Here is a 25,475-nt window from a genome sequence, read left to right on the forward strand (position 1 = left end):
ATGGGTCTGCATTTTAATAATCTAATTCATGATATAGAGGGAAACGAGCTGTCAGATCAGATACACGCTTTTTCGCCTCTTCTAATTTCGCTTCATCTTCATGATGTTTCAGAGCAAGCGCAATAATGGAACCGACTTCTTTCATCGCTTCTTGATCGAAGCCTCGGCTTGTCACTGCTGCTGTACCTACACGTACACCACTTGTAACAAATGGTTTCTCTGGATCATAAGGAATCGCATTTTTGTTCACTGTGATACCAATTTCATCAAGAACGTTTTCTGCAATTTTTCCTGTAATGCCAAGAGAGCGCAAGTCGATGAGAACAAGATGGTTGTCTGTTCCACCAGATACAAGCTGAATATCCTCAGATAAAAGTGTTTCAGCTAGTTGTTTTGCGTTATCAATCACGTTTTGTGCATATGTTTTGAAATCTCCGTTCAATACTTCACCGAAAGAAACAGCTTTTGCAGAGATCACATGCATGAGTGGTCCACCTTGAATACCAGGGAAGATCGATTTGTCGATCTTTTTACCAAACTCTTCACGGCATAGAATCATTCCGCCGCGAGGTCCGCGTAATGTTTTGTGAGTTGTCGTTGTCACAAAATCAGCGTAAGGAACTGGATTTGGATGAAGACCTGCTGCAACAAGACCCGCGATGTGAGCCATGTCCACCATAAAGTAAGCACCGACTTCATCGGCAATTTCACGGAACTTTTTGAAATCAATTTGACGTGGGTAAGCACTTGCCCCCGCTACGATTAGTTTCGGCTTATGCTCACGTGCTTTTTCAAGTACATCTTGGTAGTCGATATGCTGTGTTTCTTTATCTACACCGTATTCTACAAAGTTGTACTGTACGCCGCTAAAGTTTACAGGGCTTCCATGTGTTAAATGCCCGCCATGTGATAAGTTCATGCCTAGCACTGTATCGCCATGCTCAAGGATTGTAAAGTATACGGCCATATTCGCTTGAGCACCTGAGTGAGGCTGTACGTTCACATACTCAGCGCCAAAAATTTCTTTTGCGCGGTCACGTGCGATATCTTCTACAACGTCTACATGTTCACAGCCGCCATAGTAGCGTTTACCAGGGTAACCTTCTGCATATTTGTTTGTTAAGACAGAGCCCTGCGCTTCCATGACTGCTTCGCTTACGAAGTTTTCTGATGCAATTAATTCGATTTTGTCCTGCTGGCGTTTCCGCTCTAGTTGAATTGCTTTGAATACTTGTGCGTCTTGCTCAGGTAAATGTTTCATCAGCGAAATCCTCTCCAATCTATTTCCATTCGATGTTTTCACCATCTCATTGTACACGGTTTTTGAGTAAAATGTAAAAGTTTTTTTTGGAAAATCGACTTCTTTTTTATGAAAACCCGAATATTCAAGGGGTGAAGCGTCTTCATCATTCAACATTATATTAGAAATATATCCGAACTATGATCTTGTATAAACGGCTCGTTCTCCACCAATCAGCTTTGGACGAGTTTTTGCAAACGTCACATGTGCTTGTCCTAATTGATGACGGCTGAGACGGACCGGTACGGCTACCCGCTTTAAGTGCATGCCGATGAATGTATCACCGATATCAATACCTGCATGTGCTGAAATGGATTCAACCAGCACAGGGTGTTCCATTTGCTGATACGCATGAGCCGCCATAGAACCACCCGCCTTACGGACAGGTACTGCCGCTACAATCTCTAAGTTAAGCCGGTAAGCCACCTCTTCTTCCACAACGAGGGCACGATTCAAATGCTCGCAGCATTGGAAGGCCAATTCAATTCCTATCTCGCGCCTCAGTTGATCGAGCTCTTGATAAATAGCTTCAGCAATTTGCTCACTTCCCGCTGTCCCAATGTGCTCGCCAGCCACTTCTGACGTACTGCAGCCAATCACTAAAATGTGGCCGGCTCGCAGTTCAACTCTTTGATGAAACTCTTTTAACATCTCAAGCCAATCTTGACCAATGTTCATGTTAAGCGCTCCTTACAGGTGCTTTTCTTCGTAATCAGCGATTTTACCAATCCGCACAGCATGACGTCCTGCAGTAAATTCTGTTGTCAGCCAAATGTGAGCAATCTCTCTTGCCAATCCTGGTCCAATGACTCGTTCTCCCATCGCAAGAACATTTGTATCATTATGTTCTCTCGTCGCCTTTGCACTGAATGTATCATGCGCCAGTGCACAGCGGATGCCTTTCACTTTGTTTGCTGAAATGCTCATACCAATACCTGTCCCGCAAATCAAAATGCCACGATCGACTTCTCCGTTTGCCACCATGTTGGCTACAGGAAAAGCATAGTCTGGGTAGTCTACAGAACCTGATCCACATTCACAACCCATATCAATGTATTCAATCTTTAATTCATCCATTAATTGTTTGATTTCTTCACGAATATTCGTTCCGCCGTGATCGGATGCAATGGCTACTTTCATCGGGCAATTCCTCCTAAGGGTGAGTTGATCTGTCATGTCTTACATTCATTCTTTATTTACAGTTATATTTTAACCTCTGCCTAGTCATTTGCAAACAAAAGCAGAAAAACCGTTTGCGCAACGGTTTTACAGGTTGTCCATTTATGAGGATTTGTGATCCTGTTTAAGCTTTTTAGCAAGTTGATACAATAGCGTTTCTAGTTCATCTCGTGTCTCCTGATAAATGGAGAGACTCCCTCCAAATGGATCCGACACGTCACCTTCTGATCCTGTCGCAAATTCTTTTAGAGTGAAGACCTTGTCTTTCACATGAGCATATTGCTCCACAATCAACTGCTTATGCTGAATCGTCATGGTGAAGACATAATCTGCTTCATGAAGAAGTTCTTCTGTTAGTTTAGATGATGAGTGATTCAGTGGAATGCTTTTCTCAAATAATGCTTCGACTGCTTGAGGAGAAGCCTTCCCTGCATCAGAGGCGAAGATGCCCGCTGATTTTACAGTGACCTGTAAGCCTTTTTCATCTGCAATGGAGGAAAAAAGGGCTTGAGCCATCGGACTTCTGCAAGTATTTCCCGTACAAACAAATAAGATATTCATCTTTCGACCTCCTTTTCTTCTATTATATAGCATTTCATTCTACATGTTATGTAAGGAGACTGGCTAGAGCGGAAATAATAATTTGATTCCAAAGGCTAGTAAAATAAACCCGCCAAGCGCACCGCTGTATGAACCTACCCATGACCGAACCTGTTTACCGAGTAATAATCCAAGCCATGTGAGCATCATACTAAAAAAGCCAAACAATAAAATGGTCATCAACACCCGAGAACCGTAAATCCCCAGGCTTAAGCCAACGGAAAAACTATCTAAACTCACACTTGTTGCAAAAAGAACGAGACCGGCCCCAACAGGTGCGATAAATGGATTATCTTCTTTTCGGATAGAAGCGATGATCATTTGCAGACCCAGCACCAAAAGCAGCGCCCCGCCAATATAGGTTGCTAGGAGCCCAAGCCAGCCAGATAAAAGCTGACCTGTCAGCATGCCAAAAAGAGGCATAAACATATGAAATATCCCAATGACAAGTCCAATATAAAGGATCTGGCGGAATCTCAGCTGAATCATCCCCATGCCGAGTCCCACCGAAAAGGCATCCATTCCAAGTGCAAAAGCCATGATACTGAGTGTCAGCAATTCGCCAGCTAGTTCATTCATGTAAATCCCCCTTGGACACGCATTCTCCTTTAACCTATGTTTGTCCAAGAGAGGTTAGAACTATTTGAACGAAGAGAGGGTACGCCCTCCTGCCGCTTTTTGCAGACGGTTCATGATCGCAGAACCAACTCCCTGCTCTGAGAAGGCTTCTGAAATGATCAAGTCTACATCCGTTTCATCAAATTGTCTCAGCACACGATATAAGTTTGCCGCAACCGTTTCAGGCTTTTCTCTCCATCCACAGCTAAAGATAACATCTGCCGCAAACCATTCCTTCTTTTCTTCTGTCGTCAGCACACCTACTTTTAGCCCTTCAGCTCGGTACTTCTGAATGTGCAGCTGCATGTCTTCATCACTTCCATGAAATATATACATTTGTGCTTCAGGTGCATAATGTGTGTATTTCATTCCCGGCGATACAGGCGCCTCATCCTTTTTCGTCAGCCCTGGATCTATGTTGACTGTTCCTACGACCTCTTCTAACGCTTCTTTTGTAATACCGCCCGGCCTTAAGATCACTGGAATCTCGTCTATACAGGATACAACCGTTGACTCCACACCAATACCTGTTGAACCACCATCGACAATGCCAGCAATTCTCCCATCAAGATCACTCGCGACATGGTCCGCAAGTGTCGGCGACGGTTTTCCCGAACGGTTGGCACTTGGTGCGGCAATTGGCAGACCAGCTGCTCGGATGAGTTCAAGCGCAACAGGATGATCAGGCATTCTTACGCCTACTGTAGATAAACCTGCCGTCACCTGCTTTGATAATGTGCCCGGCTTACAAGGTAGAACAATGGTGAGAGCGCCTGGCCAAAAAGCATCCATCAGCGCTGTTACTTTTTCATTTTCTATTTGCGCAAATTCATGAAGCTGTTGAACATCCGCAATGTGAACAATCAACGGATTATCACTTGGGCGTCCTTTCGCTTCATAAATTTTTTTCACAGCCTCTGTCTCTTTTGCATTTGCCCCTAGTCCATAAACCGTTTCTGTCGGAAAAGCGACCACTTCATTTTTCCGCAACAACAGAGCTGCTTGTTCAATTTGTGGATAGTATGTGGATAAATCCTTTTTTAAATCCACAGACCACCTTTTTGTATTTAACATCATACAAACTCCTTTTAAAAAAGATAAAACTGTTGATATATCTCAATTATCCTTTTGAAAGTATAAAAGATGATGCTAAATAAAACAAGCGTTGTCCACAATTTGTGGATAACGCTTGTTTTACAGTGGATAAGTATGTGAATAAGTCCGGTGTTTTGTGATTAACTAGCTGTTTTTTGCAGCACAACCGCCTGCTCTTTTCCCAACGACTCTTTTGCATGCGCAGATACCCACACACTTTCTGGGATTTCCTCTATAGGCGTAAAGCCCATCAGCGCTAAAAAATCATGCGAGGAGGAGTGATTGGCTACAACATAAAAGGTGTCCACACCTTGTTTTTCCCCTAGCGTTTGAACACTTTGGAACAGAGAAACGATGTGCCCCTGACCAAGTTTATCTGATATCACAAGTGATCTTAGCAATCCTTCTTGTTCATTTAGTCGTTCAAGACCTAAACAGCCTGCAAGCTCACCGTCTGCATCTTCCATGACCACAAATGACGTACGCTCTGCAATCGTCACCCCGCCTTTTGCTTGGCCTTTTTCAAGAAAAGCATTAATGGCCGGGGCATCTTCTTCTGTCGCTATTCTTAATTGATAATACATGCTTTCACCTCTTTTTGTTCTCTTACTTCAACTCTATGAGGCAAAAACAGATTTAGACCTTTTTTAAGAGAAAAGACTAGAGACCCATTCGAACAGAAAGAATTTCACTTCACCCGTCTCTTCTTCTTTTACCACTTCATTGACAGATTCATTTGATGGCTCTGCGGCTACCTGCTCTTTATCATCTCCTTCTGGTGAGGCGATCGCTTCTCCGTTTGAAAAATCGATAAAGCAGAGAGGTGGGAATAACACACACCACCAATTGGCTCCGTCTCCTTCCCCTAACGTAATCAAAATGGCTTCATATTTCCCAGCAGGATAAACAAAGTTACCATAAAGCTTTGTTGGAAATGAGGCTTTTTGAAAGCTGACCGATACGGATTGATCAATGTGTTGTTCCTTTAATTTTGCTTTGGCGATACGATTGATGTCTGGAAGCTTTGAACGAATCACACGTCTGGCTTCTTCAATGGATGTGAGATCTTTCACCCACTCCGTTATATTGGCATTGACCTCATCTCGAATACTTCGTTTCACATCTTGATCTGCCGACCGGTCACTATTGGCTAAAATGCGTAACCGAATGGCTTCATCTGGAATCACAACAGGCTGATTGGCAGATGCAGCAGCCGTCTCCTCTTTTCCAAGGTTTGCAAAAGCACCACATAATAATAGAAACATATAAAGACAAATCATCATTTTACTTTTGAACATGATGTGTTCCCCCCACTTTTTCTCTTCGCTACAAACATTGTGTCCAGGAAACGCATCTCGTAAACAGCAAAAATGATTTTTTTAATAGATTATGAGGTCAGCCTCTTTATGAGAGGAGCGAATCAACATTTCTCCTGCACGCAAAAAGCCGTTCAACTTATGAACGGCTTTTTAGTGAGGATTGGTAATCGGAAGGGTACAATCTCCCATCCCAATCTCGGCTGATTTTTAAACCCGAATCTGTTTTGATGACTGTCATTGCGCCTTTTTTCTCGATTTCCTTTTTGACCTTTCCTTTATGGTCAATAAATTGAATGATCATTTCATAGTCAAATTCAATACTGTCATCGCTTTCATCTGAAGGTGTAAACGTAATTTTTTTCAGTTTAATTTGACAATCTTGATCTTTTGCTGCTTCTAATACACTTGGAAACATGCTGTCTTGTGTATATTCTTGATATTCATGCTCGGTTAAATAATCCTTCAACTTCTCCTTCATGTCAGATAGGTCATCCGTTCGATTCACTGTGTATTGTGCTTTTTTATAGTTTTCCCCAAATGCTGCTGCTTCTTTTTTAAAGCTCGGTTTACCGCAAGCACTCACAATCAATAGTACACTGACGATGACCAACACCATCGCATACCTTCTGTTCACACCATTCGCTCCTTCAAAACAAATTTATGTAAAAAATCATGATCAGAATGTTCATTCTTCTATATATACGTTTCCCTTTTACCATAAGTTTCATCTTTACATAATAAAATAGTCCGACTTTATTCAGCCGGACTTCCGTTTTGAATGTGTGCGCAAACTGCTCGATCCTTTCCGTTGATGTCCTTGATGATATGAACATCAGCTGAAGGGAACGCCTGCAAAAGAAGCGCTTTTACATCTTGTGCTTGTGTATGTCCTATTTCAAAGACAACCACCGCTTGCTGATGAAGTACCTTGTGGAGATCACAGGCGATACGCTCATAAAACCACAGGCCATCACGCCCATCTGTCAGCGCATTAACAGGTTCATGCTTTGTGACAACCTCTGATAATCCATCCATTTCTTCTGCCGCAATATAAGGAGGATTGGAAATAAACACATCGACTTTGATACCTTGAGCCATAATCGGTTCAAGTAAATCCCCTTGGACAAAATGAACGTCTGCACCAAGCGCTTCTTGATTTCGCTTTGCGACTTCAAGTGCTTCATCTGAAATATCCGTCGCTGTCACAGTAAGAGATTCTTTTTCAAGAGCTAACGTAATCGCAATTGCACCGCTACCTGTTCCTACATCAACTGCTTTGAGCGGTTGATCATCAGGAAACACACGATTCATCATATTCAATGCCGCCAGCACCACTTCCTCCGTTTCAGGACGAGGAATCAGAACGTGTTTGCTTACCTCAAAAGGACGCCCATAAAAAAATTCAACACCCGTTAAATGCTGCACAGGCACTCCACGCTTGTGCTGTGCTACGAACTCGCTGAATTGTGAATCTTGCTCCTCTGGCAGTGGGTCATGAAAACGGGCAAGAAGTTCACTTCTGCTCCATCCAAGCACATGCATCAACATTAACTCTGCTGCGTTTTGGTCTCTGCCCGCTTCCGTTAACAAAGAAGAAGCCCATTTAAGGGCTTCAAAGATCGTTCGCTCTTTATTTTGCATTTTGAAGTTTTCTTGCTTGGTCTTCCATAATTAATGCATCAATGACCTCGTCAAGTTTTCCTTCTAAAATTTGATCAAGCTTTTGAATCGTCAATCCGATACGGTGGTCCGTCACGCGGTTTTGCGGGAAATTGTACGTACGGATACGCTCTGAACGATCCCCTGTTCCAACAGCAGATTTACGGGTTTGGTCATATTCAGCTTGTGCTTCACGCTGGAATTTATCATAAATTCTCGCACGCAAAACTTTCATCGCTTTTTCTTTGTTTTTGATTTGTGATTTCTCATCCTGACAGGAAACCACTACACCTGTTGGAAGGTGAGTCAAACGAACAGCAGACATTGTGGTATTAACACTTTGTCCCCCTGGTCCGCTTGATGCGAATGTATCCACACGAATATCTTTTTCGTGGATATCAATTTCAACTTCCTCAGCCTCAGGTAATACAGCAACTGTCGCAGTTGATGTATGAATACGGCCGCCTGACTCAGTTTCAGGAACACGCTGCACGCGGTGTGCACCGTTTTCAAACTTTAGTTTAGAATATGCACCTTTACCGCTAATCATAAAGATGATCTCCTTATAACCGCCAGTTCCAGTGACACTCGCTTCCATGACTTCCGTTTTCCAGCCTTGCATTTCAGCATAACGGCTGTACATACGGTACAGGTTTCCTGCAAACAGCGCAGCCTCTTCTCCACCCGCTGCACCACGAACCTCCACAATAACGTTCTTATCGTCATTCGGATCTTTCGGGATGAGCAAGATTTTCAGCTCGTCTTCTAAACGTTCTGTTTCCTCTGTGAGCTCTGAAATTTCTTCTTTGACCATGTCGCGCATGTCGGCATCCAGCTTATCCTCAAGCATGGCTTTCGCATCACTTAGCTGATCGTATGCCGCACGATATTGTCTATATACCTCAACAGTTTCTTGAATATCAGATTGTTCCTTCGAGTATTCGCGAAGCTTCTTAGGGTCGTTCACCACTTCAGGGTCACTTAAATATTCATTTAGCTTTTCATAGCGTTCTTCAATTGATTTTAAACGGTCTAACATGGTCTTCACCTCTGTTTTGTGCGTAACAGTCTAATTATAGTATAGCGGGGTATGACAGTCAAAAAAATTTCCAAAACAATTGATTTTCTGCAATTTTTCACTAGAAAACACGATCTTTGGCGATTGGTTACTTGTTTTGTCTAACGTGAAGGAACGGATGCTCCCGAAAGAGAATGGTACTTATAATTGAAAAAAGGGAGGGCATTTGGTTTGAATACAAATGAGGTTGCAAAGGAAATTGGTGTATCTTCAAAAACAATTCAGCGCTGGGTCAAACAGCTCAACATCCCTGTCGCCCGGAATGAACTTGGACATTACGAATTTCACGATGATATTGTCCAGCTGCTCAAAGAGGTCAAACACCAAATGAACGAAGGTGTGATTCTCCATGACATTAGACTGCCGATCCATGAAGAAACCGCCCAGCAATTATCACCTGCTGTAGAAACTTCTGACTCATCAAAACGGATAGAAGCCTTAGAAGAACAAGTGAAACAGCTCCTTCAAGAGCAATCACACGTCAGTCATATTGAAGCGCGTTTTCAAGAAATGGAACGGAAACTCGCTAAGAAAGCAGATGAAGGTGTCTCCTACCAGCTCCTCCAGCACAGAAGAGAAATTGAAGAATTAACTGCAAAATTAGAACGCCTCACAGCCACATTGACAAAACCAAAACCATCAAAAGAAGAAGAAAAGGAAAAGGCACACCCCGAAATGAAAAAAAAGCGTGTGCTCTTCCCTCTGTTTCATTCATTTCGCTAAGAAAGGCTGCCTAACGAGGCAGCCTTTCTACTATATTATACGGTAAGTGCAATAATGATCGGTAATGTAATGAGTGACATGATCGCACTGATCACAAATGCGGATGCTGTTTCTGCTTCCTGTTTCTCAAATCGAGTGGCAATCATGGCCGCAACAGCTGAACCTGGGAAGGCAACAAGCAATACAGCTTTTGTAATTTCATCCGCCGAAAGTCCCATAAGAATGGCGATAAAATACATAAGCAACGGTTGTACAGCTACTTTGAGCAATGCGATACTGAAAGCTGGTAAGCTCAGTTTAATTTTGCGGATACCGACTGTGACACCGACTGCAAAGAGCGCAACCCCTGATGTAACACTTCCAATTTCCTCTAGCATTTCATGTCCGATGTCAGGAAGTTTAAAGCCTAAAAGAACAAGAATGATACTTGCTAACGGTGCAAGCGCAAGCGGCTCTGATAAACCGTGCAAAATCGCTTTCGTCGTCATTTTTAGGAAACTTTCGCCGTCTTTGGCTTTTCCTTTTGTTTTTTCACCGACAGTTGACACAATAATAGCAATTGGATCAAGCAATGCATTTACAACTATTCCGGTAATAGCAATCGGAATTGCAACTTCTTGAGCCCCAAATAAACTGCCCAAGACCGGAATCCCCATAAATGCAAAGGTCGGTTGTGCTGAGTTTAATGAGAAAACAGATGAATCTGTTAAATCATATTTAAAAGCAAATTTCGTAACTAAAAGGATAATGATATAAAAGCCTACGATTCCGAGAATCAATGCAACGAAAAATGGAATTTGACTATAGAATTTATCTTTTGGTGTTGACAGAATGCTGGCGATAAAGTGCGCTGGCAAAGCATACTTTGTAACAAGTGTACTTACACCTTTTGCAGATTTAGCGTCATAGCTGCCGAAGTTCCCTGCGAACCAACCCAGCGCGATAACGAAAAAAATCGGTGCTAGGAGGATCAAAATATTTAAAAAGTCCATCTTACTATTCCTCCTTGAATCCTTTACATGTTTCTTATTTTATAGCGGCATTGCTTACATTACCCGAAACAATGCCGCGTTACACATTTTATTATGCTCTTACAATTTTTTTATATTCAGGAATCCACATAGCATCTTTCACAGCTTGTTCGATGTTGTCAGGTGTTTTTCTAGCGACACCATCTTCAATTGCTGCTTTTGCTACTTCAACAGCTACCTTGATTGATACTTCTTGCAATTTATCAATGCTTGGAAGCAGTCCAGCGCCTGGTTTTTCATGATCAACCATTTCAGCGATCGCATTTGCAGAAGCAACGAACATGCCTTTTGTGATAATTTTTGATTCCGTTACGATTGAACCAAGACCAAGTCCAGGGAAAACGAACGCATTGTTTGATTGTCCGATTTCATGTTCAATTCCGTTATACTCGACATTTTCGAATGGGCTTCCAGTTGCAACAAGCGCACGACCGTCTGTCCATTTGAATAGATCTTCCGGTACTGCTTCAGCAAGTGGTGTTGGGTTAGACATCGGCATGATCACTGGACGCTCTGTATGAGCTGCGATTTCTTTAATAATTTCTTCAGTGAATGCGCCGCCTTGACCTGATGTACCAATAAGAATGGTTGGCTTCACCTTGCGAACAGCTTCAGCAAATGAGATTTGTCCTTTTTCATCACGAGCCCAGCCTTCTACTTCATCAGAAGAACGAAGGTATGGTTTTTGGAAATCAAGCACTTCATCTTCAAACTGATCTGTTAGCAATCCTCTGTAGTCTAACGTCCAGAATGCATTGTTTGCTTCTTCTTCACTTAGACCTTCAAGAACCATTGTGTCACGCATTTGATCGGCGATTCCGATTCCAGCTGATCCAGCTCCGAAAATCATCACACGGTGATCTTTCAATTGAGTACCAGTTTTCTTGACAGCTGCAAGAACACCCGCTAAAGTAATGGCACCAGTACCTTGGATATCATCATTAAATGTTAAGATGTTGTCGTTGTATTTTTTCATGATGTTACGCGCATTTTTGTTTCCAAGGTCTTCCCAGTGAAGCAATGCTTTCGGGAAGAATTTAAGTGCTGCTTTTACATACGCATCAATGAACTCTTCGTATTTTTCACCTTGTACACGTTTGTGGTGGTTCCCGATGTACAATGGATCATTCAATAATTTCTCATTGTTAGTTCCAACATCTAATACAACTGGAATCACGCGGCTTGGATCAATACCTGCTGCAGCCGTGTAAACAGCTAATTTACCGATTGCGATGTTGATACCACCAACACCCCAGTCACCAATTCCAAGAATACTCTCAGAGTCAGTTGCTACGATGAGGTCGATGTCGCCTGCTGTTGCATGTAAGTTTTCAAATGCTTTCTCAATGCCGTCAATGTTGTCGATTGAAAGGTAGACACCATGAGGTCTTCTGTATTCATGACTGTATTCTTGAATCGCTTCACCAACAGTTGGTGTGTAAACAACAGGAAGCATTTCACGAAGCTTGTCTGATATAAGCTTATAGAACAATACTTCGTTACGGTTTTGCAAATCACTTAAGTATACGTTTTGACGAAGACGATCTGGCTGAGCTAGAAATTGCTTGTATGCTCTCTCCGCTTGCTGTTCTAAAGTCAGAACAGTTGGAGGAAGTAAACCTTCTAGTCCAAGCTCTTGTCTTTCTTCTTCAGAGAAAGCAACGCCTTTGTTCAACGTTGGAATCGATAATACATCTTTACCTGTCAAAGTGGTTTCGAGGTACCCTTCTTTTGTTTTCTTCACGTTGTTCATCAAAAACTACCCTCTTTCTAAAATATAAATAAAGTGAACTATTAATACAAAGAATGATCAAGGAGAAAAATCCTTAATCAAAAAAATTATGACAAGAAATCGAACTTTTCGTTTAAATGCTTTACACTACAGTTAGTCATTTTATGCCTGCTTATACTAAAACGCAAGCGTTGAAAATTAGATAATTTTTTCGTAGCGTTATTTAATTTATTTAAGTACAAATGATGGGTGTTCAGCCAAAAAATCGAAAAACGAAACACAGCGGCATTTGCTATTTTTTTAATTGTCAAGTGTTGTACCAACATCTAGTTTTGGTACTTCATGGTGATGTCTGCATCGTGCTTCGTATGATTCCTGCGCACCTACTAAAATAATGGGATCATCATAGGATGCGGGTTTACCGTCGATCAAGCGTTGTGTTCTACTCGCTGGGGAGCCGCATACCGAACAAACCGCTTGAAGTTTTGTTACAAGCTCTGCACATGCCATTAAATGCGGAACAACACCAAATGGCTCTCCTCTGAAGTCTTGATCAAGGCCTGCAACAATGACTCGGTAGCCTTTATCAGCCAATTGAGTGACAATATCAATGATTGTCTCATCAAAAAATTGCACCTCATCAATGCCAATGACATCGGTTCGTTCTGATATGTGCGTTATTATGTCTTTTGGTGAGGTTACTGCAATCCCATCGACGGATGAACCGTTATGTGACACAACTGAGCTTGTGCTATATCGGTTATCAATCGCTGGTTTGAATATTTTTACTTCTTGTTTGGCAAAGGTGGCTCTTTTGGCTCTCCGAATCAATTCTTCCGACTTTCCAGAAAACATACTTCCGCAGATGACTTCAAGCCAACCGCTTTGTTTCATCACATACATAAGGTCTTCTCCCCCGTTTTAAAGTTCCATCAATCCACGTAAAAAAACAGGCAAGAACGGATTCCTGCCTGTTTATTGTATCTATTATTACTTAAGACCGTATTTTTTGTTAAAGCGGTCAACACGTCCATCAGCAGAAGCGAATTTTTGACGGCCTGTATAGAAAGGATGGCACTCAGAGCAAATCTCGATGCGTACCTCTTCTTTTACTGATCCAGTTTCAAACTCATTTCCACAAGCGCATTTGACTGTAGCTTTTTTGTAGTTAGGATGAATTCCTGTTTTCATCTACTGTCATCTCCTTCCGCCCTGAATCCAATTCGGAAACAGAGTTAATATCTCAGAATAAATTCTGAAACGCACATGATAAAATTATAACAGTGTGAGTCTATGATTGCAAATGTATTTTTTCAGGAAGCTATCTTCTTGATGCAGACATATTTGCTTGTTTCCACTCTTGCGTTAAAATATCGAAAAATTCTTGGTTTGTCTTTGTTTTTCTCATTTTGCGCATGAATTTCTCAGCGAAATCAGGTGTATCTGACATCGATTTTCTCATCGCCCATAGACGATCAAGATGCTCTTTAGGCACAAGCAGTTCTTCTTTTCTTGTACCGGAACGACGAATGTCGATGGCTGGGAAAATTCTTCTTTCTGCAAGAGAACGATCTAAATGGAGCTCCATGTTTCCTGTTCCTTTAAACTCTTCATAAATCACATCATCCATACGTGATCCCGTATCAACAAGTGCAGTAGCTAAAATGGTCAAGCTTCCACCTTCTTCGATGTTACGCGCAGCACCGAAGAAACGTTTTGGGCGATGGAAAGCAGCTGGATCAATACCGCCAGAAAGCGTTCGGCCGCTTGGTGGAATGACCAGGTTGTATGCACGGGCAAGTCTTGTGATGCTGTCCATTAAGATGATGACATCTTTTTTATGTTCAACTAGACGCATCGCACGCTCTAATACAAGCTCTGCTACTTTAATGTGGTTTTCCGGTACTTCGTCAAAGGTTGAGCTAACGACATCACCTGCAACAGATCGTTCGATATCTGTTACTTCCTCTGGACGTTCGTCAATAAGAAGAACAATCAGTTCTGCCTCTGGATGATTTTCAGAAATGCTGTTGGCAATTTCTTTGAGTAAAATGGTCTTCCCTGCCTTAGGCGGCGCAACAATTAATCCACGCTGTCCAAAACCAACTGGTGCCATCATATCCATAATTCTAGTAGACAGATGATTAGGCTGTGTTTCAAGAATCATTTGACGATCAGGGAATAGCGGTGTGAGAGCAGGAAAGTGAACACGTTCCTTTGCTGATTCTGGGTCGTCCCCATTTACCGCTTCTACATGAAGGAGGCCATAGTAGCGTTCATTCTCTTTTGGAGGTCGTACCTTTCCAGACACCTTATCACCATTTCTTAAATCAAAGCGTCTGATTTGTGAAGCAGAAATATAAATGTCTTCAGAGCTTGGGGAATAGTTAATTGGTCTTAAGAAACCAAATCCCTCTGACTGAATAATTTCTAGAACCCCTTCCATAAATAAGAGATCCTCTTGCTCAGCGTTTGCCTTTAAGATGGCAAAAATTAATTCTTTTTTTGTTAGTTTGCTGTAATAAGAGATTTTGTACTTTTTTGCTAACTCATACAGCTCTTTTAATTTCATATTTTCCAAAGATGAAATCGAAACATCTTTCAATATGGACACCACACTTTTCTAGTCAATGTATTTCATTACAAATGCATGACCATTGTATTTGATTAGCTTTTAATTCCGTTTTTTGTTGGAATGACCTTGCTCTCATGGTAACGCTCCCACTCGTTTTATCGTAAAGATAGGAACAATGTGAAATAGAGCTTTGTCAACATAGAGAAGGATAATGAGTATATCGTCATGATGCGGCAGTATTTAAACTTGTTGAAGCTTAAAAGAAGTAAATTCGCAGAAAATTTCGCAGCACTCTTTAGTTTTACCTCATTTGCAGGGAATATTCAACTTTAAAAAGAAAATGATATATATTTGACACCTATATGAAAAGCGGGTAAAGAATACCCGCTTTCAGATTACGGACGAATGACAAGATTCGGTTTTTTCTTTAAACTGTGTCTGCCATCGACGAATCGAACAGTACCTGATTTCGCACGCATGACAACACTATGTGTTGTTCCAACAGAGCCTTTAAATTGAACACCTTTTAATAACTCGCCATCTGTTACACCTGTCGCTGCAAAAATGGCGTCATCGCCTTTCACGAGGTCTTCCATTCTGAGGACTTTTCCAACATCCAGTCCCATTTTCTCACAGCGTCTCAGCTCTTCTTCACTTTGTGGAAGAAGCTTACCGTGGATTTCTCCACCAAGTGCTTTAAGCGCAACAGCAGAAAGGACACCTTCAGGCGCTCCACCTGAACCAAATAGAATATCAACACCTGTGTGATCAAATGCTGTATTAATGGCTCCTGCAACGTCACCATCATCGATCAGCTTGATTCTTGCTCCAGCTTCTCTCAGCTCAGCAATGATCTTTTCATGTCGCTCTCTGTTTAAAATTGTCGCAACAACATCTTCAATATCTTTGTTTTTCGCTTTTGCAACAGCACGAAGATTGTCAATGACAGGCGCTTCAATGTCGATGCAGCCTACCGCTTCTGGACCTACTGCGATCTTATCCATGTACATATCAGGTGCATTCAGCAAGTTGCCATGATCTGCAACAGCGATAACAGCTAAAGCATTCCAGCCGCCGCTTGCCACAATATTTGTTCCTTCCAATGGATCAACAGCGACATCCACGCGAGGTCCATATCCGTTTCCAAGCTTTTCCCCAATATAAAGCATTGGCGCTTCGTCCATTTCTCCCTCGCCGATGACCACAGTTCCCTTCATCGGAATCGTATCAAATACATCACGCATGGCACTTGTTGCAGCATCATCCGCTTCGTCTTTTAAACCTCTACCCATCCAACGAGCAGATTTTAATGCAGCTGCTTCTGTCACCCGTACTAGTTCCATCGATAAACTTCTTTCCATTTTTGTCCAAATCTCCTCTCACAGTCAAAGCCTTATGAATTTTGAAGTTCTTCTATTTCTTGGTCATTCAGCTTTTCACGCCAGATGGTTGCACCCAAGCCTTCAAGCTTCTCCTCAAGCATACTATATCCTCTGTCTATATGTTCAAGCCCTGTGATTTCGGTCACACCGTCTGCCATTAACCCTGCAACAACGAGACAAGCACCTGCTCGCAGATCACTTGCTTTGACCTTTGCACCTTGAAGCTGCGTTTGACCTGTAATAATGGCAGATCTTCCTTCCACCTTCATGTTAGCACCCATTCGACGCAATTCGTCAATGTGTTTAAAGCGGGCAGAGTAAATGGTATCTGTCACGACACTCGTGCCTTTCGCCTTTGTTAACAAAGCCGTCATCGGCTGTTGAAGATCGGTCGGAAAGCCCGGATACACAAGGGTTTTGATATCGACAGGCTTGAGTCCTTCATTTCTGCCAACGATCAGCATTTGATCGTTGCTTGTTTCAATTGTGAATCCCATCTCTCTAAGTTTCGCCGTAATTGATTCTAAATGAGTTGGGATCACATTATCAAGCACAACTTCATCCCCCATCGCTGCACCTGCAATTAAAAATGTACCTGCTTCTATGCGGTCAGGGATGATGGAATGCCTGCAGCCATGAAGAGATTCCACACCTTCGATCCGAATCACATCCGTCCCCGCACCTTTGATTTTAGCTCCCATGCTTGCAAGCAGTGTCGCTACATCAATAATTTCGGGTTCTTTTGCAGCATTTTCAATCACTGTTTTCCCTTCAGCCAGCACGGCTGCCAGCATGATGTTGATGGTCGCACCTACACTGACAACATCAAGATAAATACGGGCTCCGACTAATTTTTCAGCGCGCAAATAAATCGCACCCTGTTCGTTTGTCACCTCGGCTCCAAGTGCTTCAAAGCCTTTGATATGCTGATCGATCGGTCTAGGTCCTAAGTGACATCCTCCTGGCAATCCAATGACAGCCTGCTTGAATCTACCGAGCATGGCGCCCATTAAATAATAGGATGCTCGTAGTTTCTTCACTTTCCCATTAGGAAGCGGCATACTGATCATGGAGGCAGGATTGACAACCATCTCACCTTTTTCAAACGTGACCTTTCCGCCAATCTCTTCTAACAGATCTCGTAATGTGTCAATATCTGAAATATGCGGAAGGCCTTCAATGGTTACTGGAGAATCAGCGAGAATCGTGGCAGGAATCAGTGCCACAGCACTATTTTTCGCACCACTAATATGTACGGTCCCGCGCAAGGGGTCACCGCCGGCAATGTTTAACTTTTCCATATTTGTCTCCCTTCTTAAAGAAGATCACTGTTGGAGTTATACTGTTTGTGGATGTCGCGCTTTAAAAGGTCTTGTCCAAAATTTAGCCAATATCAAGAGAAAGAATACAGGTTAAACGAAATTTGTCGGAAGAAAAATAATCGAAGCTTTGCGAGGCTGTGATGTTCTCTTCTTTGCACAAAACATTTCTTAGCGTATTTAAGGAAAACTGCGGCAAACGGATGGGTATCCGTCTGCCACAATCACTTATTTATTCCAGTCTGCTAAAAATTGCTCAATGCCTGCATCCGTTAATGGGTGTTTTGTCAGCTGCTTGATGACTTTCAGCGGCATTGTGCCGATATGAGCACCTCTAAGCGCAGCTTCTGTCACATGCTGCGGGTGACGAATGGATGCAGCAATGATTTGTGTATCTAATCCATGAACATCAAAAATGGTTTTCACTTCACTAATGAGATCAAGACCATTTTGGCCAATGTCATCTAAGCGGCCGAGGAATGGAGAGACATACGTCGCACCAGCTCTAGCTGCAAGAAGTGCCTGGTTTGCACTAAAAATCAACGTGACATTTGTTTTAATCCCAAGGTCTGTTAACGCTTTGACCGCTTTAAGACCGTCTGTTGTCATTGGGATTTTAACTGTAATATTTGGTGCAATAGCAGCAAGCTCTTTTCCTTCTTCGATCATTTCTTCTGCTTTGAGGGAAATGACTTCCGCACTAACTGAACCTGATACCACGTCAGTGATTTCACGAAGGCGGTCGTGGAACGATACGTCCTTTTCTTTCGCTACTAAACTAGGGTTTGTTGTCACGCCTCCTAAAATGCCAAGCTCGTGTGCCTCTTTGATGTCTGCGATATTCGCTGTGTCTACGAAAAATAACATAACTGTGCCACTCTCCTATCAATAAATTGTCTGAAATGTAAATTTGATTGCGCTTTCTCAAGATATGGAGAAAACCGCCTGTGACTCAGGCGGCTTTCGGTTCTCATCAAATTATGCTTGGTTAGAAGAACCAAATTCACGCATTTTGCCGATAACAGTCGCTTTAATTGCGTCACGAGCTGGTCCAAGATATTTACGTGGATCATACTCTTCTGTTTTTGCAGCAAGTGTTTCGCGAACTGCTTTCGCAGAAGCAATTTGGTTTTCAGTGTTTACATTGATTTTTGCTGTACCAAGTGAAATCGCACGCTTGATGTCAGCAGTCGGGATACCTGTTCCGCCGTGAAGAACAAGTGGAAGTCCAGTTGTTTTACCAATCTCTTCCATTTCAGCGAAACCAAGGTTTGGTTCACCTTTGTATGGACCATGAACTGAACCTAGTGCAGGCGCAAGGCAGTCAATACCAGTACGTTCTACAAGCTCTTGGCACTCTTTTGGATCAGCATAAATAACGCCCTCAGCGATGACGTCGTCTTCTTGCCCACCAACAGTTCCAAGCTCAGCTTCTACAGATACACCGTGGAAATGTGCAAGCTCAACTACTTTTGCAGTTGTCGCTACGTTCTCATCAAATGGATGGTGAGAAGCATCAATCATCACAGAAGTAAATCCTGCATGAATAGCTTTTGCACAAGATTCAAAGCTTGAACCGTGATCTAAATGAATCGCAACAGGAACTGTTACATTATATTCTTCGATTAACGCTTTTACCATTGCGACAACTGTTTTGAAGCCGCCCATGTAGCGTCCTGCTCCTTCAGATACTCCTAAAATCACTGGAGATTTCTCTTCTTCAGCAGCTTGTAAAATCGCTTGCGTGAATTCTAAGTTATTTAAGTTAAACTGTCCAACAGCGTAACCTTTTTCCTTTGCGTCTTTCAACATTTCTGTCATTGAAACTAAAGGCATGATGAAAAATCCTCCCTATGTAGCTAATTTGCTTACTAAAAAAAGCTCTCCACCCTAGCATGACCAGAATTTCTCGCCATATGTAAACTTTCAAAGTCAGATCGCTTTCTTCTTCTTATCTAGAATACCAATTATTCGACAAATCGGCAACAGAATGACTTGATTCAATCATTTCCATCTAGCCATTTGTTTCGAGTGGCAAGTATTCTTTGACTGCATCACGGATTTCATCAATATCAAATGGTTTAGCAAAATGCGTTAATGCACCGAGCTCTTTAGACTCTTGAATCATATCTAGTTCGCCATAAGCTGTCATAATGATCACGCGGATGTCTTCATCAATTAATTTCATGCGTTTTAAAATCTCAATGCCATCCATTCCGGGAATCTTCATATCAAGCAGGACGAGGTTTGGTCTATGGTTTTTCACAATATCTAATGCCTGTAGTCCATTAGCGGCTTGAAAGGTTTGATAGCCTTCTTTATGAAACACTTCATTCAGCAATATTCTAATACCGTACTGATCATCGACAATTAAAATTTTCTCATTCATCTGTTACACCCCATTGCTTTCATTTTTCGCCATAAAAAGAGCTGTTGTTAAATAATTCTGTTTGATTTTCACATTTCCTTTAATTATAATAGTTTACTTTACGACATTTTCTGAGCATTTTTCCTAATATTCTCTTTATATTCTATTATAAAATGATCTGACAGAAGGAGGAAATGAGTCTTGTTAAAAATTTTCACTACCCAATTATCAGGTATTTTTTCACGTATTGGAGATAAGCAGGCCGAAGCGATCGAAGACGGTGCACGCCTTCTTGCTCAGGCCGTTGTCAGTGGACATGCCGTGTATTTTCATGGCAAGAATGAACTGGCGGCTGTAGCCTTAGAGGCATCCGAGAGCAAGGAGCCGTTTCCGGGTGCGAAGGTTCTGCCGCTGGATCAAAAGGAGCGCAGCTTACTTCATCCAAGTGACAGGGTGCTTTTATTTTATTCAGATCCAGAAGATCAAGAGATTCAATCCCTTGTCAAAGAGCTGCACGAACAAGGCACACCTATTGTCGGTGTCGGTCCTGCACAAAAGGAGACATCATTTATTGAAGAGCATTGTGATGTCCACATTGATTTTCAGCTCAAAAAACCACTTGTGCCTGCTGAAGATGGAACAAGGTTCGGCTATCCTGCACTGATGACCTGCTTATATGTCTACCATGCTCTATCGTTTACGGTGAAAGAAATCGTTGAGGAATATGAATAAAAAAACTGCCGAGAAGATGATATTCTCGGCAGTTTTTGTTTTATTTTGATTCAGATGCCTGTAGTGAAGCACCAACGAAATCTCTAAATAACGGCTGTGGTCTTGTTGGTCTTGAAATGAATTCTGGGTGGAACTGAGAAGCAAGGAACCATGGGTGATCCTTCAGTTCAATGATTTCAACAAGGCGTCCGTCTGGGCTTGTACCAGAGAAGACAAAACCTGCTGCTTCCATTTGCTGTCTGAATTCGTTATTAAACTCATAGCGATGACGGTGGCGTTCGTACACGACTTCGTCATTGTATGCAGCAAATGCTTTTGAGTCTTCGTTTAATTTACAAGGATATAGGCCGAGGCGAAGTGTTCCACCTAAGTCATCAACATCCTTCTGTTCTGGAAGAAGGTCGATGATTGGGAATGCTGTTTCTGGATCAATTTCAGCGGAATGTGCTCCCTCTAAACCTAGTACGTTTCTCGCATATTCGATAGATGCGACTTGCATACCTAAGCAGATTCCGAAGAATGGCACTTTGTTTTCGCGCGCATATTGTGTTGCAATGATTTTCCCTTCTACTCCGCGGTCTCCGAAGCCTCCAGGAACAATAATGCCGTCTACATCTTGAGCGAAATCAGCCATATTTTCTGCTGTGACTTCTTCTGCGTTGATCCATTTGATTTGAACATCCGCATCAAATGCATAGCCCGCATGACGAAGGGATTCAACGACAGAAATGTATGCATCTTGCAGCTCAACATATTTCCCTACTAGACCAATCGTAACTTGTTTTGAAAGGTTTTGTACTTTATCAACAAGCGCCGTCCACTCCGTCATGTCCGCATCTTGACAGTCAAGCTTCATGTGCTCACATACAAGCTTGTCTAATCCTTGTTTTTGTAAATCAAGCGGAATCGAATAAAGGGTATCTGCATCCTGACATTCGATGACTGCTTTCGTATCAATATCACAGAATAGCGCAATTTTGTCCTTCATGTCTTGTGCCAATGGCATTTCAGTTCTGACCACAATGACGTTTGGCTGAATACCAAGACTGCGAAGTTCTTTTACACTATGCTGTGTTGGTTTTGTTTTCAGTTCGCCTGCTGCACGGATGTAAGGAACAAGGGTACAATGAATGTACATCACGTTTTCACGGCCGATGTCACTCTTCATTTGACGAATCGCTTCAAGGAATGGAAGGGATTCGATGTCTCCTACTGTTCCACCGATTTCTGTAATGACCACATCTGCACCCGTTTCTTTTCCGGCACGGTACACACGGTCTTTGATTTCATTTGTAATGTGGGGAATAACCTGTACTGTTCCACCTAAGTAGTCGCCGCGACGCTCTTTCTTCAAAACAGTAGAGTAGATTTTACCTGTTGTAACGTTGCTGTACTTATTTAAGTTAATGTCAATGAAACGCTCGTAGTGACCTAAGTCAAGGTCTGTTTCAGCACCGTCGTCTGTAACAAATACCTCACCGTGCTGGTATGGACTCATTGTCCCTGGGTCTACGTTGATATATGGATCAAATTTTTGAATGGTGACATCCATCCCTCTATTTTTCAGAAGGCGGCCTAACGATGCAGCCGTGATCCCTTTTCCAAGTGAGGAAACAACTCCTCCTGTTACAAAAATATACTTTGTCATTTCGTATGCTCCTCTCTTTTTTACCCTTGCATGACTAGACATGCACAGCTTCATCCTTTTAGAGTGTATCCCTAAATCTCTTGAAAAATAAGAAAGCTCCCTTTCAAATAAATGAAAGGGAGCGTAAATGAACGTATCTTTACGTACTCTTTTTTAGAGAGCCCAAAATACATACTACATAGTTCGCTCTGGAAAGTCAAGACGGTTTTGTCCTGTTTTCAGGACCGGTTTGTGAGGGTTATTTGTCTTCCTCATCATCGTCTAAATCGTCTTCATCAATTTCCGTTAAGCCGTCATCATCTTCATCATCATCTTCGTCGAAGTCTTCTATCTCTTCATCGATTTCTTCATCATCTAGGTCAAGGTCCTCATCGTCTTCAACAAGATCAAGATCTTCTTCAAGCTCGTCGATTTCTTCTTCCTCTTCAATATCATCGAAGTCTTCTTCAACGACAGCAGCTTTTGTTTTTTTCTTTTTCGCTTTTGTTTTCACAGCTGGCTGAACTTCTTCTTCGATTTGATCAACTGGATACCAGCTGCGAAGTCCCCATCTCTGATCACCTAACGAAATAAAGCGGCCATCTATATTTAAGTCTGTATAAAATTGAGCAAGTCGATCATCAAGATCAGATTTTTGTATCCCTTGCAAACGGACAATTTCATCTATTAACTCGGAAAACGTAATCGGCGTTTTGCTGTCTCTGAAAATTTCATAAGCAAGTTCAACTAAAGACATTTGTTTGAGCTGTTCCTGTGAGTATTCTTTCAAACTCAAGGTCAGACACTCCCTTTCTATTACATGTATGTATCCATTTATCAGTGAAATAATAAGTATTTATACCTTATTCTTACGACAAACCATACCTCTCATTATAAACAAATTAGGGGAGTTTATGCCACCTTTATTGATGTTAATTTTTGATTTTTTCACAAGAGGAGACTCTAGCGCTCAATCATGTGCGCCGAATTGGCATAATTCATGTGTGAAGTACACATTTTGCATGCTTTTTTGTCTTCTCTTTTGATGAATACAAAGCCATTTACTCTTCTTAAAAAAGGGGATTTATTCCTTCACAAAATGTTCACTTACGACGAATTGATACAGAAATCTATAATAAATAGACTAATTTTGAGAGGTTGATCGAATTGCCAATGACAAAAAAAGAAGATATACAATTTGGTGTCTTGATGTGTTTTTGTATGTTTTCAGTGATGTTCTTTTATAACCTATTTTTAAATGGACGGCTTGGACATATGACATGGTTAGAAGGTGTACTCACCTATGTGATCGGTTTTGCCATCACGTTGTTGATTGAGATGTGTATTGTTGGGCCTTCAGCAAAAAAAGCAGCCAACCGTTTTGCCCCAAAAGGCAAGAAAATCTATTTTATTCTTACTCTTTCTATCTTTATCGTGTTTGGGATGGTGTGTCTCATGTCTTTATGCGGATATGTCGTTCAAAGCATCAGCACAGGATTTCAAACACAATCGATTCTATCTGATTACTTAACGATTTTCGGCCATAATGTCATGTTGGCGTTCCCTTTGCAGATGTTGATTATGGGACCACTCGTCCGTTTTGTTTTCTTCAAATGGATGAAATTAAAACAGACAGCAGCGGTTTAGTCGAATGGATATGTTACAGCTGGATATTCTGAATGAGTGAAAAAACCAAAGGTACGGTGAATAAAGTGCCCGCAGACATGAGTACAATGAGTTTTCTGCGGCTGTTTTCTTTTTCTTCCTTCTTTTTTGGAGAATTTGAAAGCTCTTTGGAGACCATAATCCATATGATCATTGTGACGATTGCTAAAATGCCAATCAATGTTGTGTTCATCATGATAACCTCCATTTTGATTTTTTCCAATTTTACCATAACGATCAGGTGATATGAGATCACATTGGAGAGGATTTCACATTTGACACAAAAAAAGACCACCTCACATCAGGTGGTCTTTACTTGGTTTCTACATATCTAGCAGTTTCCGTGAGATGACCAGCCGCTGGATTTCTTGTGTACCTTCATAGATTTGAGTGATTTTCGCATCACGCATGTAGCGTTCGACTGGGTAATCCTTTGTATAGCCATATCCACCAAAGATTTGTACGGCTTCTGTCGTCACCTTCATGGCTGTATCACCAGCAAAGAGCTTGGACATAGCTGATTCTTTCCCATACGGAAGCCCTTTTGTTTCAAGCCATGCTGCCTGATAGGTGAGCAGTCTTGAGGCCTCAATTGCCGTTGCCATATCCGCTAACTTAAAAGCAATGCCTTGCTGCTGAATGATTGGTTTACCGAATTGTTTGCGCTCCTTTGCATAATTGACTGCTGCATCCAGAGCACCTTGAGCAATACCAACAGCTTGTGCGGCAATACCGTTTCTGCCGCCGTCAAGTGTCATCATCGCTATCTTAAAACCTTCGCCTTCTTGACCAAGCCGGTTCCTTTCGGGTATACGACAGTCTTCAAAGATGATTTCTGTCGTTGGCGATGAGCGTATGCCCAGTTTGCTTTCTTTTTTGCCGATTGAGAAGCCTTGCGTCTCTTTTTCTACAATAAAAGCGGTTGTATTGCGGGATGAAGCATCCTGGTCAGTAACAGCAAACACAATATAATAATCCGCAATGCCTCCATTGGTAATAAAAATCTTTGCACCGTTCAAGACGTATTCATTCCCTGCTTTTACTGCTGTTGTTTTCATTCCGCCGGCATCTGAGCCCGAGCCGCTCTCGGTCAGTGCGTATGCGCCGATCTTCTGACCCGTTGCAAGCGGCTTTAAATACGTCTCCTTTTGCTCATCTGTTCCGAATGTATAGATCGGCCATGAAGCGAGTGATGTGTGAGCAGACAGGGTGACACCTGTAGAGGCGCACACTCGCGAGAGCTCCTCAACCGCTATGACATAGGCCAAATAATCACTGCCAATGCCCCCATTTTCTTCTGGCCAAGGGATTCCCGTTAAACCAAGCTCCGCCATTTGACGAAAAATAGCGGGATCATACGATTCTGTTTCATCTCGCTCTGCTGCTGTTGGCTCCACTTCATTTTTCGCAAAATCTCTCACCATTTTTTGTATCATTTCGTGTTCGTCACTTAATTGGAACTGCATCATGAGC

Annotated in this window: 28 protein-coding genes; 3 read left to right on the top strand and 25 right to left on the bottom strand. The window is 42.1% G+C overall.

What is annotated here, in order from left to right; genetic code table 11:
• Positions 1 to 13: 13 nt before the first annotated feature.
• From glyA to prfA, 11 genes are all read right to left on the bottom strand, one after another.
• The gene (gene glyA, locus ABG082_RS17085) at positions 14 to 1,261 is read right to left on the bottom strand and encodes a serine hydroxymethyltransferase (RefSeq protein WP_026050167.1); all 1,248 of its coding nucleotides are present in this window, start codon (positions 1,259 to 1,261) and stop codon (positions 14 to 16) included.
• A gap of 177 nt (positions 1,262 to 1,438) precedes the next feature.
• Positions 1,439 to 1,978 carry a TIGR01440 family protein gene (locus tag ABG082_RS17090; protein WP_348936300.1) on the bottom strand — a complete coding sequence of 180 codons (540 nt, stop codon included), beginning with the start codon at positions 1,976 to 1,978 and terminating at the stop codon, positions 1,439 to 1,441.
• A 12-nt stretch (positions 1,979 to 1,990) separates the two neighbouring features.
• A complete protein-coding gene (gene rpiB / locus ABG082_RS17095) occupies positions 1,991 to 2,440 on the bottom strand; it encodes a ribose 5-phosphate isomerase B (RefSeq protein WP_003214714.1) in 450 nt (149 codons plus the stop codon).
• 141 nt (positions 2,441 to 2,581) lie between these two features.
• Positions 2,582 to 3,040, bottom strand: a complete 459-nt coding sequence (locus ABG082_RS17100; RefSeq protein WP_017360042.1) for a low molecular weight protein arginine phosphatase — start codon at positions 3,038 to 3,040, stop codon at positions 2,582 to 2,584.
• 63 nt (positions 3,041 to 3,103) lie between these two features.
• Positions 3,104 to 3,658, bottom strand: a complete 555-nt coding sequence (locus tag ABG082_RS17105) for a manganese efflux pump MntP family protein (RefSeq protein ID WP_348936301.1) — start codon at positions 3,656 to 3,658, stop codon at positions 3,104 to 3,106.
• A 60-nt stretch (positions 3,659 to 3,718) separates the two neighbouring features.
• The gene (locus ABG082_RS17110; RefSeq protein ID WP_210552236.1) at positions 3,719 to 4,771 is read right to left on the bottom strand and encodes an L-threonylcarbamoyladenylate synthase; all 1,053 of its coding nucleotides are present in this window, start codon (positions 4,769 to 4,771) and stop codon (positions 3,719 to 3,721) included.
• Positions 4,772 to 4,932: 161 nt separating this feature from the next.
• Positions 4,933 to 5,376: a general stress acyl- n-acyltransferase gene (locus ABG082_RS17115; protein WP_007497650.1), complete on the bottom strand. Its 444-nt coding sequence runs from the start codon at positions 5,374 to 5,376 to the stop codon at positions 4,933 to 4,935.
• 63 nt (positions 5,377 to 5,439) lie between these two features.
• Entirely contained in the window at positions 5,440 to 6,090 is a 651-nt protein-coding gene (spoIIR, locus tag ABG082_RS17120) for a stage II sporulation protein R (protein ID WP_007497652.1), read from the bottom strand.
• Positions 6,091 to 6,247: 157 nt separating this feature from the next.
• Positions 6,248 to 6,727 carry a hypothetical protein gene (locus ABG082_RS17125; RefSeq protein ID WP_017368211.1) on the bottom strand — a complete coding sequence of 160 codons (480 nt, stop codon included), beginning with the start codon at positions 6,725 to 6,727 and terminating at the stop codon, positions 6,248 to 6,250.
• Positions 6,728 to 6,864: 137 nt separating this feature from the next.
• On the bottom strand, positions 6,865 to 7,752 hold the full coding sequence (prmC, locus tag ABG082_RS17130; protein WP_348936302.1) for a peptide chain release factor N(5)-glutamine methyltransferase: 888 nt from the start codon (positions 7,750 to 7,752) through the stop codon (positions 6,865 to 6,867).
• Positions 7,742 to 8,809: a peptide chain release factor 1 gene (gene prfA / locus ABG082_RS17135; RefSeq protein WP_008343422.1), complete on the bottom strand. Its 1,068-nt coding sequence runs from the start codon at positions 8,807 to 8,809 to the stop codon at positions 7,742 to 7,744. Before prfA ends, prmC begins: the two co-directional genes overlap by 11 nt.
• A 210-nt stretch (positions 8,810 to 9,019) precedes the next feature.
• Between prfA and racA the strand changes: the two genes are divergently transcribed.
• Entirely contained in the window at positions 9,020 to 9,571 is a 552-nt protein-coding gene (gene racA / locus ABG082_RS17140; RefSeq protein WP_017360049.1) for a chromosome-anchoring protein RacA, read from the top strand.
• Between the two features lie 35 nt (positions 9,572 to 9,606).
• On the opposite strand, the gene ABG082_RS17145 is transcribed toward racA, so the two are convergent.
• From ABG082_RS17145 to ABG082_RS17190, 10 genes are all read right to left on the bottom strand, one after another.
• The gene (locus ABG082_RS17145; protein ID WP_060832728.1) at positions 9,607 to 10,563 is read right to left on the bottom strand and encodes an AEC family transporter; all 957 of its coding nucleotides are present in this window, start codon (positions 10,561 to 10,563) and stop codon (positions 9,607 to 9,609) included.
• Between the two features lie 91 nt (positions 10,564 to 10,654).
• Positions 10,655 to 12,355 carry an oxaloacetate-decarboxylating malate dehydrogenase gene (malS, locus tag ABG082_RS17150; RefSeq protein WP_019743245.1) on the bottom strand — a complete coding sequence of 567 codons (1,701 nt, stop codon included), beginning with the start codon at positions 12,353 to 12,355 and terminating at the stop codon, positions 10,655 to 10,657.
• A gap of 279 nt (positions 12,356 to 12,634) precedes the next feature.
• On the bottom strand, positions 12,635 to 13,237 hold the full coding sequence (locus tag ABG082_RS17155; RefSeq protein WP_007497666.1) for a thymidine kinase: 603 nt from the start codon (positions 13,235 to 13,237) through the stop codon (positions 12,635 to 12,637).
• Between the two features lie 87 nt (positions 13,238 to 13,324).
• On the bottom strand, positions 13,325 to 13,525 hold the full coding sequence (rpmE, locus tag ABG082_RS17160) for a 50S ribosomal protein L31 (protein ID WP_003215407.1): 201 nt from the start codon (positions 13,523 to 13,525) through the stop codon (positions 13,325 to 13,327).
• Between the two features lie 130 nt (positions 13,526 to 13,655).
• Positions 13,656 to 14,939: a transcription termination factor Rho gene (rho, locus tag ABG082_RS17165; protein WP_007497667.1), complete on the bottom strand. Its 1,284-nt coding sequence runs from the start codon at positions 14,937 to 14,939 to the stop codon at positions 13,656 to 13,658.
• A gap of 365 nt (positions 14,940 to 15,304) precedes the next feature.
• Positions 15,305 to 16,270 (bottom strand): class II fructose-bisphosphatase, encoded by a 966-nt coding sequence (glpX, locus tag ABG082_RS17170; protein ID WP_007497670.1) that lies wholly within the window; start codon positions 16,268 to 16,270, stop codon positions 15,305 to 15,307.
• 32 nt (positions 16,271 to 16,302) lie between these two features.
• Entirely contained in the window at positions 16,303 to 17,592 is a 1,290-nt protein-coding gene (locus tag ABG082_RS17175; RefSeq protein ID WP_007497673.1) for a UDP-N-acetylglucosamine 1-carboxyvinyltransferase, read from the bottom strand.
• A 246-nt stretch (positions 17,593 to 17,838) separates the two neighbouring features.
• Positions 17,839 to 18,477, bottom strand: coding sequence for a fructose-6-phosphate aldolase (gene fsa / locus ABG082_RS17180; RefSeq protein ID WP_348936303.1), 639 nt, complete (start codon positions 18,475 to 18,477; stop codon positions 17,839 to 17,841).
• 111 nt (positions 18,478 to 18,588) lie between these two features.
• Entirely contained in the window at positions 18,589 to 19,446 is an 858-nt protein-coding gene (locus ABG082_RS17185; protein ID WP_007497678.1) for a class II fructose-bisphosphate aldolase, read from the bottom strand.
• Positions 19,447 to 19,624: 178 nt separating this feature from the next.
• On the bottom strand, positions 19,625 to 19,999 hold the full coding sequence (locus ABG082_RS17190; protein ID WP_003214681.1) for a response regulator: 375 nt from the start codon (positions 19,997 to 19,999) through the stop codon (positions 19,625 to 19,627).
• A gap of 180 nt (positions 20,000 to 20,179) precedes the next feature.
• Between ABG082_RS17190 and ABG082_RS17195 the strand changes: the two genes are divergently transcribed.
• On the top strand, positions 20,180 to 20,710 hold the full coding sequence (locus ABG082_RS17195; RefSeq protein WP_008343445.1) for a DUF2529 domain-containing protein: 531 nt from the start codon (positions 20,180 to 20,182) through the stop codon (positions 20,708 to 20,710).
• A gap of 40 nt (positions 20,711 to 20,750) precedes the next feature.
• On the opposite strand, the gene pyrG is transcribed toward ABG082_RS17195, so the two are convergent.
• Positions 20,751 to 22,358: a glutamine hydrolyzing CTP synthase gene (gene pyrG, locus ABG082_RS17200; protein WP_017360053.1), complete on the bottom strand. Its 1,608-nt coding sequence runs from the start codon at positions 22,356 to 22,358 to the stop codon at positions 20,751 to 20,753.
• Between the two features lie 238 nt (positions 22,359 to 22,596).
• On the bottom strand, positions 22,597 to 23,133 hold the full coding sequence (gene rpoE / locus ABG082_RS17205; RefSeq protein ID WP_017368217.1) for a DNA-directed RNA polymerase subunit delta: 537 nt from the start codon (positions 23,131 to 23,133) through the stop codon (positions 22,597 to 22,599).
• Positions 23,134 to 23,504: 371 nt separating this feature from the next.
• Between rpoE and ABG082_RS17210 the strand changes: the two genes are divergently transcribed.
• Positions 23,505 to 23,984, top strand: a complete 480-nt coding sequence (locus ABG082_RS17210; RefSeq protein ID WP_317328198.1) for a DUF2798 domain-containing protein — start codon at positions 23,505 to 23,507, stop codon at positions 23,982 to 23,984.
• A gap of 13 nt (positions 23,985 to 23,997) precedes the next feature.
• Here ABG082_RS17210 and ABG082_RS17215 read toward each other — a convergent pair whose 3' ends face one another.
• Together ABG082_RS17215 and ABG082_RS17220 are read right to left on the bottom strand one after the other, a co-directional pair.
• Positions 23,998 to 24,195 (bottom strand): hypothetical protein, encoded by a 198-nt coding sequence (locus tag ABG082_RS17215; RefSeq protein WP_082114265.1) that lies wholly within the window; start codon positions 24,193 to 24,195, stop codon positions 23,998 to 24,000.
• 130 nt (positions 24,196 to 24,325) lie between these two features.
• Positions 24,326 to 25,468, bottom strand: coding sequence for an acyl-CoA dehydrogenase (locus ABG082_RS17220; protein WP_046526729.1), 1,143 nt, complete (start codon positions 25,466 to 25,468; stop codon positions 24,326 to 24,328).
• Positions 25,469 to 25,475: the final 7 nt, after the last annotated feature.

Origin of the sequence: Bacillus sp. BS1807G30 (genome assembly GCF_040047675.1) — a bacterium.
Lineage (GTDB): Bacteria > Bacillota > Bacilli > Bacillales > Bacillaceae > Bacillus > Bacillus altitudinis.